The sequence below is a fragment of the Roseivirga sp. BDSF3-8 genome, assembly GCF_041449215.1.
Taxonomy (GTDB): domain Bacteria; phylum Bacteroidota; class Bacteroidia; order Cytophagales; family Cyclobacteriaceae; genus JBGNFV01.
This window is the reverse complement of the sequence record NZ_JBGNFV010000001.1, coordinates 4853944-4870567: the sequence shown is the minus strand read 5'-3', so window position 1 is coordinate 4870567 and position 16624 is coordinate 4853944. Positions and strand designations below refer to the sequence as shown.

General features: G+C 47.9%; 12 protein-coding genes. 7 read left to right on the top strand and 5 right to left on the bottom strand.

The genetic code is table 11. From position 1 onward, the window contains the following. Nucleotides 1-117: 117 nt before the first annotated feature. A complete protein-coding gene (locus tag AB9P05_RS20140; RefSeq protein ID WP_371910640.1) occupies nucleotides 118-1338 on the bottom strand; it encodes a tetratricopeptide repeat protein in 1221 nt (406 codons plus the stop codon). A gap of 306 nt (nucleotides 1339-1644) precedes the next feature. Between AB9P05_RS20140 and AB9P05_RS20135 the strand changes: the two genes are divergently transcribed. Then, nucleotides 1645-2070, top strand: a complete 426-nt coding sequence (locus tag AB9P05_RS20135; RefSeq protein ID WP_371910639.1) for a hypothetical protein — start codon at nucleotides 1645-1647, stop codon at nucleotides 2068-2070. Between the two features lie 80 nt (nucleotides 2071-2150). Here AB9P05_RS20135 and AB9P05_RS20130 read toward each other — a convergent pair whose 3' ends face one another. Both AB9P05_RS20130 and AB9P05_RS20125 read right to left on the bottom strand, forming a co-directional pair. Next, complete coding sequence (locus AB9P05_RS20130; protein WP_371910638.1) at nucleotides 2151-4292, bottom strand: 7TM diverse intracellular signaling domain-containing protein; 2142 nt, start codon at nucleotides 4290-4292, stop codon at nucleotides 2151-2153. 241 nt (nucleotides 4293-4533) lie between these two features. Next, a complete protein-coding gene (locus AB9P05_RS20125; protein ID WP_371910637.1) occupies nucleotides 4534-4929 on the bottom strand; it encodes a hypothetical protein in 396 nt (131 codons plus the stop codon). Between the two features lie 365 nt (nucleotides 4930-5294). Here AB9P05_RS20125 and AB9P05_RS20120 point away from each other — a divergent pair, with 365 nt between their 5' ends. The 4 genes from AB9P05_RS20120 to AB9P05_RS20105 all read left to right on the top strand — a co-directional run bounded on the left by AB9P05_RS20120 (nucleotide 5295) and on the right by AB9P05_RS20105 (nucleotide 10873). Beyond that, complete coding sequence (locus AB9P05_RS20120; RefSeq protein WP_371910636.1) at nucleotides 5295-7676, top strand: carboxypeptidase-like regulatory domain-containing protein; 2382 nt, start codon at nucleotides 5295-5297, stop codon at nucleotides 7674-7676. Nucleotides 7677-7697: 21 nt separating this feature from the next. Then, the gene (locus AB9P05_RS20115; RefSeq protein ID WP_371910635.1) at nucleotides 7698-8936 is read left to right on the top strand and encodes a DUF4374 domain-containing protein; all 1239 of its coding nucleotides are present in this window, start codon (nucleotides 7698-7700) and stop codon (nucleotides 8934-8936) included. Nucleotides 8937-9030: 94 nt separating this feature from the next. After that, entirely contained in the window at nucleotides 9031-10221 is a 1191-nt protein-coding gene (locus AB9P05_RS20110) for a PepSY-associated TM helix domain-containing protein (protein WP_371910634.1), read from the top strand. A 22-nt stretch (nucleotides 10222-10243) separates the two neighbouring features. Next, entirely contained in the window at nucleotides 10244-10873 is a 630-nt protein-coding gene (locus AB9P05_RS20105) for a LuxR C-terminal-related transcriptional regulator (protein ID WP_371910633.1), read from the top strand. A 496-nt stretch (nucleotides 10874-11369) separates the two neighbouring features. On the opposite strand, the gene AB9P05_RS20100 is transcribed toward AB9P05_RS20105, so the two are convergent. Both AB9P05_RS20100 and AB9P05_RS20095 read right to left on the bottom strand, forming a co-directional pair. Further along, a complete protein-coding gene (locus tag AB9P05_RS20100) occupies nucleotides 11370-11843 on the bottom strand; it encodes a hypothetical protein (protein ID WP_371910632.1) in 474 nt (157 codons plus the stop codon). 110 nt (nucleotides 11844-11953) lie between these two features. Continuing rightward, a complete protein-coding gene (locus AB9P05_RS20095) occupies nucleotides 11954-12676 on the bottom strand; it encodes an SMI1/KNR4 family protein (protein WP_371910631.1) in 723 nt (240 codons plus the stop codon). A 1006-nt stretch (nucleotides 12677-13682) separates the two neighbouring features. Here AB9P05_RS20095 and AB9P05_RS20090 point away from each other — a divergent pair. Together AB9P05_RS20090 and AB9P05_RS20085 are read left to right on the top strand one after the other, a co-directional pair. Beyond that, entirely contained in the window at nucleotides 13683-15233 is a 1551-nt protein-coding gene (locus AB9P05_RS20090; RefSeq protein WP_371910630.1) for an aspartate aminotransferase family protein, read from the top strand. A gap of 35 nt (nucleotides 15234-15268) precedes the next feature. Next, a complete protein-coding gene (locus AB9P05_RS20085) occupies nucleotides 15269-16621 on the top strand; it encodes a lysine N(6)-hydroxylase/L-ornithine N(5)-oxygenase family protein (protein WP_371910629.1) in 1353 nt (450 codons plus the stop codon). Nucleotides 16622-16624 lie beyond the last annotated feature (3 nt).

Here is a 16624-nt window from a genome sequence, read left to right as displayed (position 1 = left end):
TTTAATTGCCTGTACTGGTGTAGGGTGGAAAATATACAACATAATACAGGTAGAGACCTATGAATATTGTGGTAGTGGTCTCAGATTTACGGGAATGGTTTTTGCCTTCTTATAAGATCAGCCACCACATACTCTTTTTCTTAAATTGGGAGCTACATCTGCCCCGTGGCCTTCTGCGACATTCAGTGCACGGCAAGCGCTACCCTTCTGGCCAAGGTTATAGAGTGCAATGGCCTTATTATAGGCAGCTCCGCTATGCTCCGGAGTCAACTCGAGCAGGTCCTCGTATTGTCTCAGTGCCTTACGATGCATCCGTTGCTTAAGGTAGGCATTCCCCAGGTGCAGCATAGCGGTGAGGTTCTGGGGGTCCAGATTCAGGGCCTTCTCAAAGTCCCTTATGGCTTCCATAAAATGTCCCAGTTTTTCCTGGGCCATACCATGATTTATCCAATTCTGTTCGTCCCCGTCATTCAGAAGCAAGGCTTGCTTAAAGTCATACTCTGCCTTTTCATACTGCTGCTGATCAAAGTGAAGAATTCCACGACTAGCCCACGCTTCTACCGCGTTACTGTCGCTTTCTATCACTTTTCCATAGGCCTGCCTTGCGGCGCCTGAATCCCCTGAGCCTTCGCTAGTGAGCCGGGTCAGGTTATACATAGCTTCAGTGTAGGCCGGATAAGCAATAAGTATATCCCGGTAGATTCCCGCAGCTGCATCTTTATTGCCTTCGGCTTCTCTTATTAATGCTTTTTCGTGCAAATATTCGGGACGCTGCGGTGCCTGGCGATAGGCCCTTTCAATATCCCTTACAGCCTCATCATACATGTTGGCCATGCGGTAGCTCCTGGCCCGGTGATATAAAATGAGGTCATTTCGTCCGGCAAGGGTATGCACACCCTCTATTCCTCCATTGGTACTGCTCACTTCGTACATAATGCTATTAGTGAGCGGAGGCTGCTGGTCTACAAGGGTGGAGAGTGTTTTGATGGCCTCATCATAAAGGCCGGCTTGGTGGTACTGGAGACCGAGGTAAAAACGGGCTTCATAGTGCTTTTCGTCCAATGCAAGAACGGTAAGGTAGGCTATACGGGCCTCGGCCCCACGGCCTAATTGCTCGAGGGCAAACGCTCTTCCAAAATATCCTTCAACGTTTCTGGGTTCTTCACGCACCACCTGGTCAAAAGTTTGGAGGGCTTTTTCATAGGAAGCCCCATCCAGATACGCCCAGCCCTGATTCAGCATATTCTCCATATCAGGCAGACTATCAACCACCTGCGCCACCGATGGCGCTATAAAAAGGAAGGAAAAGAAGAACAGGAATAGACAAAATTTCGACATAATTGATTCTCTTAAGATAAAAGAAGGCCGGGACAACTTATCATAAAATGTAATTTCATAGAAAATATTACAATCAATTGATGATATACAATATTGTTATCAGACATATTTCAGGCCTTTTAAATCCAATCCAGAACAAAAATAAAGTTATAAAGCAAACAAATTACATCGACGAGTGCTATCGATTATTCGATGAATGCCGGTGAAATTTTCGTCGAAAATAATTTCCTGCTATATTAGATTGTTCATTTAGCAAAATGACCCCTTAAACAAAAGCATAAATTACTAACACTAAACAAGAGAAATATGGAATTGCTCGACCAGTTGAAAACCTCGACCGGGGATGTATATGTATCTCTTTACTGGGATGAGAAGAATAAGGTAATCAGTGATGTATGGGATGGCGCTTTCGGTAGCCAGGAAAACTTCCGCAGAGCACTTACCCGTATTACAGAACTTATGGAGGATAAGGGCGCCAAGCGTTGGTTAGCTGATATCCGGAACATGAAAGGCTCATTCGACAGTAGCAGTGACTTCATTGCAAAAGAGATTACTCCTAAAACAGTGCAGCTTGGTGTAACGCGTGAGGCAATTATTCAGCCTTCATTTGTTTTCGCTAAACTCTCTACTAAAGATACAGTGATGAAAATCGAGAAGCTCGAGATTCGTCAGTTCGAGGATTATAACGAAGGATATGAGTGGTTGGTATCTGATGTAGCAGTACCTGCCTAAACCTAACTCAAAAAAATATCATACTACACTAGATAAAGCTTCGGTAGGGTTACCGAAGCTTTTTTTCTTTTTTAACCCTTCTACTGCCTTTCTCTTTTTTCTTTATCAACACAGGGCAATTCGGGTGACTTATCAAAAACCAGACTGAATCGTGTTCCCTTTCCCTGCTTGCTATCTACCGTAATACTACCTCTCAATATTTCTGTCTGGGTTTTTACGAGGTGGAGCCCTATGCCTTTCCCCTCCCGGTGGAGGTGAAAGCGTTGATACAGCCCAAAAAGCTTATCCCCAAACCTGTCCATATCTATACCGAGGCCATTATCCTCTACAAATATCTCCAGTTTACCATTGATACTATGGGTGCCTATAGTGATTTTTGTAGGTCGATCCAGGGCTCTGTACTTAATGCTATTGCTTATCAGGTTATAAAGAATACTGTACAGGTAGGTTGGAATAGTGGTCATCATCAGCCCTTCTTCCAGTTCAAGATATACATTCACTTCCTTCTGATGAAAGGCGGTAGTGGTACGATCTACCAGGTTGGAGATAAATGGCTCAAGCTCGATAGTTTCATATACCTGACTAAGATCATTTTTAAGATTCAGTATCTTGTTAAGATCCTTAATGACGGCTTCGAGGTTATCTGTCGCCTTGTCCAGGTGCCTTATACAATCACGGTTTACGGGGTTTGAAAGGTCATCACGGTCAAATACATTCAGAACCCCCATGAGGTTGGCGAGGGGGCCGCGAAGGTTGTGAGAGGTGATATACGCGTACTGCTCCAGCCGGACGTTTTGCTTAACCAGCTCCAGGTTAGACTCGGCCAAAGCCCGGGTACGTTTCTTTACCAGGCTTTCCAGTTCTTCGGAGTGTTTGTAAAGGCGAACATTCTGTTCCTCTATCACTTTTGCCTGGGTGAGTACTTCCTCCTGTTTATCCTGCAACTCTCTGGTACGCTCATCTACCATTTGCTCAAGTAGCTGGTTTTGTTTTTGAGCATTCTGCTCATTTTCGCGCACGTTTTTAATAAGCCTCGCCCTGGCCTCTTCTTTTTCGCGGCGCAGTATCTGAATTCTATCAGCAAGGGCCAGGGAAAGGAGGAGAGCTTCAATAACAGCCCCTAATCTGACAAAGTTATCTGCCAAGGTGCCTTCCGGAAGTAATTGCGCGGCCTGTAGACTGACAACTGTGGAACATAGCAGGTATACAGTCCAGCCTCCCAGATAATACCGGGCAGATTTGTTCTTATTACGCAATGTGATGATACTAGCTACCCAGATGAGAAGCGGGCCTATGGCCACAGTAAACATCATACTGAGCAAGGCAAGCCGATAGCCGAGAAAGGGACTTAACAAACCGACTACACCACATACCCATGCCAAAATTACTAGGGGCTTATGCATCTTTTTGGCAAAACGGCTGGTGTTGAGAAAGTGGATAGTGAACAAGGTGGCAAAAAGAGTAGTAATAAGTATAGAGGTACTCAGATGATTTTGCCACAGCCTGCTGGTAAAGATAGGCCATTCAAAGTGCATATAGCCACTGTAAACCCACTGAGCGATAATATTGGAAGTTATGAAGAGACAATAATAAATGTAGTTTGTGTCTCTAAGGGCAGAATATAGGAAAAGGTTATAAAGCACCATCATAAGCAGTGCACCAAAGTATAGCCCGAAAACGAGACTACGGTTATTGGCATTGGTATTAATGCGAGAGGCACTACTGACGAAAAGCGGAACCCTCAGAGACCCGCTTGATCGGATCTTCAGATACACAGGAGTAGTTTGGTGCACTTTAGCAAGACCTATGCTATAGTACTGATTGCGATCCGAATTGCCGTGTACTACCTCATAGCCCTGGTGACTTTCTTGCCATTCTCCCTCAGCAGATAGTGTGTAAAACCAGACATGCTGAATAAGGGCATACTCGAGTTGAATGACAGGGTCATCAACCTGCTTTTTGTAGAAAGCAGGATCTATTCTGATCCATACCGGATAATCTGCAAAACCGAATGCTGGAGAGGTTTTGTCTAATGTGATAAAAGTGGAGTCGAGTCTTCCAGAGGTGACTTCATCGAGGGAAACTACAACGCTACTATCGGGATAATAACTTATAAAAGGGGCTAAATTTAACCTTTCAACCTCATTTGAGGAGGGGCTGGCACAAGAGGAGGCTGCAAAAAGCGAAAGCAGCAAGTAAAAAATAACAGATAAATACCTCACAGTAAAACCATTTATTTAACACAATCAGGATCGCACTCTCTCTTAGATAATTGCCAGCCTTAAATAAAGATGGCTACTATTCGGGAATGATGGTAATGGTTTTCGATGAACTCCTGAAAATCAGTTATTTACTGATAGCTTTACTCGTTAAGTAGTGCTTACTTATGAAGCAATCTATTTAAAAACATAACACGCTTTTCCAAACAGGAAGGTATGAAAGTATATCTGTCTGCATGCAGACTTAGTAAAGATAGATCGTATTGAATTTTAAATTTTTTGTAAAGAACCCGTCTATACTGTAAGCATTTTTAAAATTCTCCCATAATTCCCGCGGTACGTTCTCGTAAAGGTAGTTACGCCGGTAAGTATTGACGACCAGGTAACCCAGATTCCCATCACAGCTATAATAGGTAGCTTTTTTGACCCCAAAAACCTGTAGGGTCTCCAGGCTTTGTTCAAAGGTAAATTCTGTATCCTGCAGGGTTTGTATTGCCTGAACCCGGTTGCCGAGGTCTCTGGGGACATTGTTGCAAACAGAATCAGCATCATCATTTTGCTGCCTTGCCAGAGCAGGAGGGGAGAGGTATATACTCAGAAGAGTGATAAAGGTGAAAATAAGGGGCTTTACACTTTTCATTAGCTACGAACTATTAGTAATCAATTGGTTATCTGCTAATTACATATCAACAAGCGTGCCACAGAGAGGGTTTAAGAACAAAACCTGCTCAAGGACCCTCCTCTAAAGGAACCCTGGAGTGTATATCAACAGGTAGCGGTACCCATAAATCAATTTGTAGTTAAAATCATCAATATTTTCTCCTGGTACTTAACAGCTTATTTTCTCACAAATATGCTCCTGCGCTCAGTGGTGGAGCTTTTAATCATCCCACATTTTCCAACTTCTTAATGCCGCGACTCAGCTTATCCAAAAATTTATTTGCAGGTACGCAACCGATTCCTATTTTTGCAATGATTTAGATTAAGTCTAAATAAGGATAACGAATGAGATCACTACTACTATACGCATTGGCTATAATGATTGCCTTTCCGGCAATGGCTCAATCAGGGGCAATTACGGGCCAGGTGACAGGAACGGAAGGAGAGGAGCTAGTCGGTATAACTGTACAACTACAGGATAAGCCTTCTACTGGCGCGGCCACCGCAGCGAATGGACGATACACTATTACCGGGGTGCCCGCCGGTAGGCATGTTCTCATCATATCAGGCATGGGGTATGTGAGGGAGGAAAAGGAGGTAAGCCTGAAAGCTGGTGAAACTCTGACAGTTAATGTAATCCTAAGCGAGGACATTACAGAGTTGGATCAGGTAGTAGTATTTGGTAAAACGAAGGCCGAGGAACTCAGGGAGCAGGCATATAATGTAGAAGTGATAGAGGCTAAGGGCTTCAGGGATGTAAGTACAGATGTAAACCAGATACTGAACCGGGTATCAGGTATTAACCTCAGGGAGGAAGGCGGCCTGGGCTCAGGCTTTACACTGTCACTAAACGGACTGAGCGGCAACCAGGTACGGACCTTTATCGATGGGGTTCCGATGGACTATTTTGGGAATGCACTTACGCTAAATAACTTCCCGGCAAACCTGATCCAGCAGGTGGAGGTGTACAAAGGGGTGGTGCCGATCCATCTTTCTTCGGATGCACTGGGCGGAGCCATCAATGTGGTGACCAACCGTACACCGGGTGACTTTCTTGATGCAAGCTACGCTTACGGATCCTTTAATACACACCGGGCCGCGGTAAATGCCCAGATGTACGACACCAATACAGGGCTAACGTTCCGCACAAGGTCATTTTATAATAAGACGGATAATAATTACGACATAGACGTGCGCCTGATAGGTGAGGGGGGCGTACCAGAAGAGGAGCCTACCGAGGTGGAGCGCTTTCATGATGGCTATCGTTCAGCGATGGTGCAGGTAGAAGGGGGCGTAATGCAAAAGAGCTGGGCGGATGAGCTGATGCTGGGTGTTTTGTATTCGGATAACTTTAATGAGATACAGCAGACTTACGGTTCATCTACGTATAACCCGCCGCTGGGTGAGGTGACGCAGGAGGAGAACAGCCTCATCGGAAACCTGACCTACCGCAAGCGGGATATTATTAAAGGGTTGGATATTAATACGTATGCGGTGATGGTGCGTCGTGAGCAATTAACGACGGACACAAGCAGCCACCGTTATGACTGGCTAGGGGGACGGCTGGAAAATCAGCACCCGACTACAGGTGAAGCCGGGCGAAAGTCGCGCTTCCTGCTGGAGGACAGAAACTTCCTATCTAATACGAATATTCAGTACCGCTTTGCCAATAACCACATGGTGGCGGCCAATTTTTCAGTAAACCGACTGACACGCGAGGGGGAGGACGACTACCATCCACAGAATGCGACACAGTTCAGTGAACCAAGCACCACGGACAAGAAGGTGCTGGGCTTATCATACAGCCAGCACTTCTGGGAGGAGAAGCTGAACAATACCTTCTTCATAAAAAATTACTTTTTCACTCTTAACTCACTGGAAACGAGCTGGAACGGGGAAGAGAAGAATTTATTTGAAAAGCAGATTGACCGCTTCGGTTTTGGAGCGGCAAGTACGTACCAGGTAAGTCCTGCGGCGCAGGTAAAGCTATCTTATGAACGCACGATCCGCTATCCAGAGCCACTGGAGCTATTTGGCAACGGCCTGCTGGTGGTGCCTAACCCTACGCTGGGACCAGAATCAAGCCATAATGTAAACCTGGGCTTCCGGATCAGTAATGCTCCTGCACTAAAGCACCAGATTCACGCAGAAGGAAACTTTTTCTACCGTGATTCTGAGGACTTCATTCGGGTAGAGAGCCGGGGCATTCTGAGCAACTACGTGAACGAGGCGAGTGTATCTACGAAAGGGGTTGACATGACGCTGAACTACCGTTACAATGAGCGCTTTAATGCTGGCCTGAACTTCACGTACCAGGATATACGCAATACTTCTGAGTGGCTGCAGGGGGTGGTTGGGGGTACGCGAGATCCTTATAACGGTGACCGGGTGCCTAATATTCCGTACCTGTTCGGTAATGTAGTCCTGAGCTATCGTATACCGGATCTTTTCCAGAAAGACGACGCCTTTTCGATTGCTTCCATCCAGCGCTATGTGCACGAGTACTACCTGTTCTGGCCAAGCCAGGGAAGCCGTGAAAGTAAAAATGTGATACCGGAGCAGCTTACGCAGAATGTGGAGCTGGTGTATTCGATAGACAATGGCCGTTACAATCTTTCATTTACTATCAGCAACCTGTGGGATGCGGATGTATATGACAATTTCAACCTGCAGAAACCAGGCAGAGCTTTTAGCCTGAAAGCACGCTATTTCATTTCCAAATACTAAATAATAAACACTGACTATATCATGATTTTTTCGAAGTACAGACACTACTTAATGATGCTGGCTGCGGCTGCGACACTGGCATCCTGCGGCGATGATGATAATATTGATCCTACGGATCCGATCGACACTCCGGACAGTAAGTTTGTGGTGGCGGTGGAGTCTCCGAGCGGCTCGGACGTACTGGTGACAAAGGACACGGTGATGACGGGTACGGTATCGCCTATAGGTCAGGGTGAGGAGCAGATCGGCTGGCGTTACTTCTTTAATGCAGGCGACGTGGTACTAAGCTCGGGTACGAGCAGCGGCGAGCCTTCGTGCATTGGGTATGAGCTGGAGAACGGACAGTTAAGTGAAAGAGGCCGCTTCGTGTTCACAACAGACATATACAATTACGGGCTGGTAGATAACAGTACGGTGCTGGGTATTGGTGTGCCACGTGCAGGATTCGAACCTCGCGTGCTGAATGTGATCAACACGGAGAGTATGTCTATCACTGAGTCTAAGAACATCCTGATAGACGAGCGCCGGGCCGATTCGCTGGTGGCGTGGCCTACTGCCCTTAAGGTACGGGGTGACAAGCTCTTTATCCCTTATTATCTGCTGCATACACGTGGTGACTTCAGCACACCAAACTCGGACAGTGCTCGCATAGCGGTATACAGCTATCCCGGGCTGGAGTTTGAAAAGCACATTGCAGACCCTCGCACCAGTGATATCGGTATCTACAGCAGTTTCACGGGTCTGGTGGAAGATGAGAACGGGGACCTTTACAGCTTTAGTTCGTCTTCACTGGCTAGCGGCTATGCGCCTGTCCCTTCTAAGCCAAGCGGCATCCTGCGCATTAATGCAGGTGAAACTGAGTTTGACGAGAATTACTTCTTCAACTTTGAGCAGGCGAGCGGCGGCTATAAGATCAATGACATGGTGTATGCCGGTAATGGCAAAGCGGTAGTACGCATGGTTGTAGAAGACAATGTACTATGGGGAACCTATGCACCTAATACTGAAAACCCTATGTGTCGCACGGCTGTGGTGGACCTGGAGGCAATGACGGTAACCGAAGTACAGGAGATACCCTTGCATGGTGGCTCATGGGGCATGGCGCACCTGGTACATGACGGTCATGTATACCTGAACATCAGTAATGCCAGTGGGGCAAACATCTATATCGTAGACCCTGAGACGGCTACGGCACAGAAAGGTGCTACGATAGAGGGGAACTATGCTAAGGGGATATTCCACCTGGAAGAAAATGAATAAGTAACCTAATCATGAGCCGGACGGGGCTCGTGGTCATTATCAAAAGCCAACCACGAACCCTCTGCTTTTGCCCTGTCCGGCCATATTTTTTCATATGACACTTTCCTTTAAAAAAATCGTAGGTAAACTGCACCTGGTACTGGGCCTCAGTTCGGGACTTGTGGTTTTTATCGTCTCCATCACAGGATGTATCTATGCGTTTCAGAAAGAGATACAGGATCTGACGCAGGACTATCGTTATGTGGAAGCCCAGGATGCTGCCTACTTACCGCCATCGATTTTGGTGGAAAGGGCGGAGGAGGCTCTGGAGGGGCGAAGTGCCTCACGGGTATACTATGAGACGCAGGAACGTGCGGCCTATGTCCTCTTTTTGAAGGATGGAGAATATTACACTACCTACCTGAATCCCTATACAGGGGAGGTGCTGAAGGTAAAGAATATGCGGCAGGACTTCTTTACGATCATCCTGTACCTGCATATGACTTTGCTACTGCCTTACGGTGAGCATATTGTAGGCATCAGTACCATCATCTTTTTCATCATGCTGGTATCGGGCATAATCCTATGGTGGCCAAAGAATAAGGCGGGCCGTAAGCAGCGCTTTACTGTAAAGTGGAATGCCCGCTGGCGCCGAAAGAACTATGACCTGCATAATGTACTGGGCTTTTATATGACTTGGGTGTCACTGTTTGTGACGATCACGGGACTGGTTTTTGCCTATGGATGGATGAAGGAGTCAGTTTACTGGCTGGCTGGTGGCGGGGACTATGAGGAGGTGTATCCGGTGAGTGATCCGGAGGCCAGGACAGCAGTGGCGAATCCGGTGGATAAGGCCTGGCGTACGGTGCATGGCTCATTGCCGCAGGGGTATGGCAGCATGGTGCTGCTACCTACTACGGATACGGCCCCCATTTATGTGCTGACGAGCCGTACTGATGGCACCTTTTCTGAGTTGCAGTATCACTACTTCGACCAGTATACGGCGGAACGTATCGATGATAAGGCGTACTTCCGGACAAAGCCATTTACGAAAGCCTCTGTAGCAGAAAAGATTATCCGTATGAATTACGACATTCACACGGGGGGCATATTTGGATTTGCAGGCAAACTGCTGGCATTCTTTGCGAGCCTTGTTGCTGCCTCACTGCCGGTAACGGGCTTCATGATCTGGCGCGGCCGGCGCAAAAAGAAAGGCGAAAAACGCGCAACGCCGCAAAAGACAGGAAAAAAGAAGGCTGCGGCAAAGCTTTCTATGAAACGCCCCAAAATGAAAGAGAACGTCTGATCATACCTATACCCTGCCCGCTATGAAATCTGCTGTAATAGCCGATGCCCAACCTGTATTTATCACCGGTCTGAAGGCCATACTGCAGGAACAGGAGGGTATTACTGTAGTGGCAGAGCCGGATGACGCAGCTTCGCTGCAAGACTGTCTGGCTACTGGTGATATTGCCTTGGTAATGATGGACTATAACCAGCCAGGGGCTTTTTCCCGGGCTGATGTACAGGTAATTCGTAAGTCATACCCTAAGCTGCCTGTGCTGGTGTTTTCCTCAGACACGGACCGGGCCACCATCATGCAGGTGTTGTCGTATGGAGTGAGCGGATACCTGACAAAGGACTGCGGGGAGGAGGAAGTACGCTGGGCGGTAGAAATGGTGCTGAAGGGAAAGAAGGCTTTTTGTAGTAAAATACTGGATCTTCTGCTGGAGCAAAGCATACAGGCAGGCACGCCGGATCGCTGCCTTCCCACATGCCTTACCCGTCGTGAGGGTGAAATTACGGCGCTGATAGCGGAAGGGAAATCGGCCAAAGAAATAGCGGCACAACTTTACCTGAGTGTGCACACGGTGCGTACGCATAAGAAGAACATTATGAAAAAGATGAACGTACGCAGCAATACGGAGCTTATCAAGGCACTGCTGAAGGGTGAGTAGGAGGCTTTTAATTATGGCTGCCTGGTTACATCCCCGACGGGAAATTTATTATATCAAATGACTTTTGTAGGTCAGCCCCTTTACGGCGACATTTGTAATCTTCAAGGGGATGGGAAGGTGGAAATGGGAATAGGGTCAAACTTTCGGGACGGCTAAGAAAACGTACCACCACTTTCTCACTAGAGGCAACTTCCCGTACCGATATGCCGGAGGGTCTTCCAAGAATGGCCCTACACATCATTGTTACCCAATTTTCAATGTTATTCTTATCGGCATGCCGGCCCAGCAGTGTGCCGATCCCGCCCCTGAAGGAAAAAGTGTGTCACCTTTTTCCTTCTGCCCCCGCCCATGGGGCGGGGAATTGCTAATTTAGCGCCAACCCCCTTCGCGTCAGCATTTGTGATCCCCAGGCGCATTGGTGAGGGGAAGGGGTCGCAAAGCCGGGGTGGCAAGCTCGTAGCCATGAGGCTTTATATAGAAAATCCCTTACCCCTATCTAATACTTGAACAAATATCTGAATGTGATGGAGTACCACTCCCAGTTAGTTTTTTGTTCTATGTGAGGGTTGATTTCCTTTATTTGCTTCAAAATATCAGGTGTATAGGGGAAAGCCTCTGTGATATAAGCTCCATCGTAGCTAAATTCGTAAATACCGCTTTTGAGGTAGTGTGTGATAGTGGTTATGTGCTCAATAGGGACTTCTTCTTTCAATACGCCATTACGGTAAAACCTGAGTTTGCCATCCTGTATATCATAGCCCTGGTTGAGCTCACTTTTCATGCGGACACGTAGGTAAATGATGAATAGCAACAGGACAATTCCTATTGCTCCGTAAACCATAGGAAGTGGCTCACCGGCTCCAAAAGACAGGGCCACCGCAAGGAAAATGGCAGAGATTACCCCCAAAAGAAGTATGGCAAGGTAGGAGGCTTTACGTTCCTGCTTCTGAAGATCGCTGAGTGCGTACATGTTTCTGATTTAGGTAATGTAAAGATAGTGAAAATTGGGAATAGGGTGTGGTACGCGTCTTTTGCTAAAAAATTTACTCGAAGTATAACGTACTAGTTAGGCATCTCAGACTACCTTTTACCCAGCCCAAAAAGCTTATAAAAGAAGCCTTGCCTTTTCTTCTTCTCAATCACCCAAATGGGGTCGTCCCCAGGCCGGACTATCTCAGCACCGTGACCGAACTTTCCCCATGCAAACCCGGTACCTATTGGTTTGTCTTTCAGGTTTGCTATCCAATAGGATTCGGGTAACTCTTTAGGGGTTTCGAAAAGGTAAGACCCTGTATCGTCCTCCATCATACCAGATTCCTCATTCCATATTTGATAGACTGCCTGGTCATGGATAGTTGCAAGGTGTGAGTTCTCTCCAGCTATTCCGAATTCATCAATATGCGCGATGAATTGGCTAAGGTTCTCTGAGTGTTTTACGATAACAGCAGGGTCATGCCCCACATAATATACTTCTTTCCAATTACCTTCCGAATCAATATCCAGTATCCAGAAATTGCCAAACCCATCCCCTGCAAGCTGAATGGAGTAGGGGAATACCTCTTCAAAACCGAAATACCCGAAAGCATCGAAACGGATTTCGTCAAGCTCATTAAATATAAAGCCTTTGCTAAATGTAAGCAGTTCTTCAATTTCCGGAGGTAGGTATTGATTCGGAAGGCTATTTTTAAGGTTTTGAATCTCTTTAGACTTCATACCACCCAGTAATTCGATGGTGTATTGGTCTCCATCCTCAGAGGTATACAAATGGTCTTGTATGGATTTTAACTTATCAGATGGATTCATAGGTTGAAGTGTATTATCAGTTAATTGGGGGCTTTTAGGTACTAGGATCAATGATTCTGCAATGTAATACATTCCAATAGTGAATGATAGTCCTGATTAACACCTGGTAATATAGATTTTAACCAGGGCATTATGCTGGTATCGAAATCAATACTACATCTTTCTGGAATTCCCTCAGCGATACATCCTCCGACAGAAAAATCATCATATAATAATGATTTTGGTGCGTCGGGCCCCTTCGCGTCAACATTTGTAAACTACCCTTGTATGGTGGGCCGGAAGGGGGAATAGGTCAGACTTTAGAGGGTCTTGCATCATGTCCCTTTACATCAATACTACTAGTTCTTATGCTATTTCTACCCGGATATGCCGACCTGGCAGAGTGCCGGTCCCATCCCTGAAAATCGGACCTTTCCCCAGGGGCAGCGGCGTCATGTTAAGCATGTAAATGGACTAAAACCCTTTGGCTATAGCTGTCAAGCTAAGCTTCTATATTACTCCTTATCAAAAGGCTAGTCACTAATTACAGAGCTCGGTGAAATCAATAACATCCTGCACAGGGAGGTACAACCTCCCGTAAATTGTAACCACTGGATACAAGCCCGTGGTAGTATGGATTTACTCTTAGGTTGATAACAGCCCTCTTCGCGTCAACATTTTTGACCTACCCCTACATGGGTGGGCCGGAAGGGAGACTAGGTTTTGCAGGCCTTTGTTCGAAAATGCAGGAAGCTCAGAGGGCTTCCTTTTTTATATAGACGTACTTCAGGGTAGGTCTGGAATTATTGGGGTCTATCTCCATTTGTTCAGTGCTTACCTACCCTAAACACAGCATAAGTCTACCCCAAACTGACCACTTGTAATTACCTCATTTATACCTCAGATGGGCGATTGGAGGGGCTGGTCTGTGGCTATACTTTTGCGGCTGTCGATTACTATTTAAAATCATTCTAAATAAATTCCATAGGCCCATGATCTTGATTGACAGGGCTTTGACAGTGATACTATGATAGTTGCAGCCATAAAACCAACCATACATAAGGCGCCGGAGGGTGTGCCATACAGGCATTTGTTTGCACCGTCTAATATGATGGGCTACCGCCAGGGAATACTACAGGCGGTGGACGCGGTAATCAGCCAAATGAACAAAACGGAGAGGCCTTTTACGGGGGCGTCGCTGGCGGAGGTAGGTGAGAAGTTTGACCGGCACGGTCCGGCAGATTTTGAGCAGGGGGTCTCTATGGATGAGTGCCTGGAGGAGGTGCAGCGCCTGTATATGGATGACTGCATATACTTTCATGATGAGGGCTATGTGGCGCACCTGAACTGCCCGGTGGTGATGCCTGCTCTGGTGGCGGAGGTGATCAGCAGTGCGATAAATACGAGCATGGACACCTGGGACCAAAGTATAGGGGCTACGCTGATGGAGCAGAAGCTGGTGCGCTGGACACTGGACGGAATAGGTTTTCCGGAAGATGGGGAGGGGATATTTACGAGCGGTGGTACTCAGAGTAACCTTATGGGGATGCTACTGGCACGTGACCACTATATCAGCAGCCGCTATGGTGACAGCGCAAAGATCGGTGGCCTGCCAGTGGATAGTTCTCGATTCCGGATATTCTGCTCAGAGATGAGCCATTTCAGCATACAGAAGGCGGCGAGCCTGCTGGGGCTGGGACAACATGCGGTGGTGCAGGTGGCAGCGGACGACTGCTACCGGATGGACATGACGGCGCTGCGTGAAGCGATAGAGATGCAACGGGCGATAGGGAATATACCGATAGCGGTGGTGGGCACAGCGGGTACGACGGACTTTGGTTCGATAGATCCGCTGAGGAGCATAGCTCAGATGGCGCGTGAGTATGGTCTGTGGTTTCATGTGGATGCGGCGTATGGCGGGGGCCTGATGCTAAGCGACCTGCATAAGGAGAAACTGACTGGTATAGAGGAGGCGGACTCTGCTACGATAGACTATCACAAGACATTCTTTTTGCCGGTATGTGCGAGTGGCTTCTTTATGCGGGACAGGCAGCATGTGCGGCACATAAGCTACCATGCAGACTACCTGAATCCTAAGGAGCAGGAGCGGGCAGGGGTGCCAAATATGGTGAGCAAGAGCCTGCAGACTACGCGGCGCTTTGATGCGCTGAAGTTATGGATGACGCTGCGGACGATGGGACGTAGTGAACTGGGGCGCTATATAGACAGGATAGTGGAACTGGCGCAGGAGACGGCTGGCCTGCTGCGGGAGGCTCGGGACTTTGAGGTACTGCACCGGCCGGAGATAAGTGCCATCGTATTTCGCTACTGCCCTGTAGGGGAAGGGGACAAGCAAGAGGTAAATCTAAATGAACTGAATGCAGGGATTCGTAAGCGGATGTTTGCAAGCGGCCGGTCATTGATAGCTGGCACAAAGGTGTACGGGGAGACGTACCTGAAGTTTACGCTGCTAAATCCTCAGACACCTGTATCGGTGATGGAGGAGATCATAGGGATGATTCGTGCGCACGGTGAGGCGCTGGTACGTGAGCAGGAGCAGGCAATGGCCTGTGCATAAGGGAAAGAGGAAAAAGACATTTGACAGAAAGAGAGATGACATCGACTACACATGATTTTATCGCGATAGGGCTGGGACCCTTTAATCTGGGGCTGGCGTGCCTGACGGAACCTATTGAGGAACTGAACGGGGTATTCCTCGAGAAGAAGGGCGGCTTTAACTGGCACCCGGGCATGCTGATGGAGGACACGACATTGCAGATCCCTTTTATGGCGGACCTGGTGACGATGGCGGACCCTACGAGCCGCTTCAGCTTTCTGAACTATATAAAGGAGCAGGGGCGCATGTATAATTTTTACATACGGGAGAATTTCCTGCTGCTGCGCAATGAGTATAACCGCTATTGCCAATGGGCGATAGAGCGGCTTAGCAGCATCCGCTTTAATAAGCATGTGCATGAGGTGAGCTATGACGAGGGGAGCGGGATGTACCTGGTGAGGGCGCTATGCACGGAAACGGGTGAAACGGTTGGGTACCGGGCGCCCCGCCTGGTGCTGGGTACGGGTACGTCGCCGGATGTGCCTGCCTGCTGCGGTGACCTGATGGGAAGGGCGATTCATACGGCATCTTACCTCTCGTACAAACGAAGGCTGCAGGCGGGCAGATCGATCACGGTAGTGGGGTCGGGGCAGAGTGCAGCGGAGGTGTTTTATGACCTGCTGCAGGACATAGACGCGCATGACTATACGCTTAACTGGGTGACGCGATCACCGCGCTTCTTTCCGCTGGAATATGCCAAGCTGACGCTGGAGATGACGTCACCGGACTATGTGGACTACTTTCATGGCTTGCCTGCGGCTAAGCGTGACGCGCTTATGGCGGAGCAGAAGGGGCTTTATAAGGGGATAAATCAGAACCTGATCAACAGCATATATGATACGCTGTATACGAAGAGCCTGGCTGGACCTGTGAATGTAAACCTGCGGACTAACAGTACGCTGTATGAGGCTGGTGTGGATGAGGAAACGGGGGGTATAAGCCTTGCCTTCCGGCAGCATGAGCAGGAGCGCTGCTATAAGGTGGAGACGGAACATGTGGTGATGGCAACGGGCTACCGGTACCGGATGCCGGAGTTTATAGGGGGCATCAAAGACCGCATCCGCTGGGATGAAAAGGGGCGCTATGATGTGAGCCGCAACTATGCAATAGACCGCGGGGCTTCTGAGATATTTGTACAAAACGCTGAGCTGCATACTCACGGTTTCGTGACACCTGACCTGGGCATGGCCTGTTACCGTAACTCTGTCCTTATCAAAGAAATGATGGGGAGGGAGTACTACCCCATCGAGAAGCGCATTGCTTTTCAGCAGTTTGGTGTGGGGCAGGAGGAAGAGGTCATGCCACAGGATATATCCATGAATGGTAAGCAGGCTGGTCAGCTTGCATAATGG

Coding starts and splice junctions, on each gene's coding strand:
- AB9P05_RS20140 (WP_371910640.1), bottom strand. CDS start 1,338: ATGTCGAAATTTTGTCTATTCCTGTTCTTCTTTTCCTTCCTTTTTATA.
- AB9P05_RS20135 (WP_371910639.1), top strand. CDS start 1,645: ATGGAATTGCTCGACCAGTTGAAAACCTCGACCGGGGATGTATATGTA.
- AB9P05_RS20125 (WP_371910637.1), bottom strand. CDS start 4,929: ATGAAAAGTGTAAAGCCCCTTATTTTCACCTTTATCACTCTTCTGAGT.
- AB9P05_RS20120 (WP_371910636.1), top strand. CDS start 5,295: ATGAGATCACTACTACTATACGCATTGGCTATAATGATTGCCTTTCCG.
- AB9P05_RS20115 (WP_371910635.1), top strand. CDS start 7,698: ATGATTTTTTCGAAGTACAGACACTACTTAATGATGCTGGCTGCGGCT.
- AB9P05_RS20110 (WP_371910634.1), top strand. CDS start 9,031: ATGACACTTTCCTTTAAAAAAATCGTAGGTAAACTGCACCTGGTACTG.
- AB9P05_RS20105 (WP_371910633.1), top strand. CDS start 10,244: ATGAAATCTGCTGTAATAGCCGATGCCCAACCTGTATTTATCACCGGT.
- AB9P05_RS20100 (WP_371910632.1), bottom strand. CDS start 11,843: ATGTACGCACTCAGCGATCTTCAGAAGCAGGAACGTAAAGCCTCCTAC.
- AB9P05_RS20095 (WP_371910631.1), bottom strand. CDS start 12,676: ATGAATCCATCTGATAAGTTAAAATCCATACAAGACCATTTGTATACC.
- AB9P05_RS20090 (WP_371910630.1), top strand. CDS start 13,683: ATGATAGTTGCAGCCATAAAACCAACCATACATAAGGCGCCGGAGGGT.
- AB9P05_RS20085 (WP_371910629.1), top strand. CDS start 15,269: ATGACATCGACTACACATGATTTTATCGCGATAGGGCTGGGACCCTTT.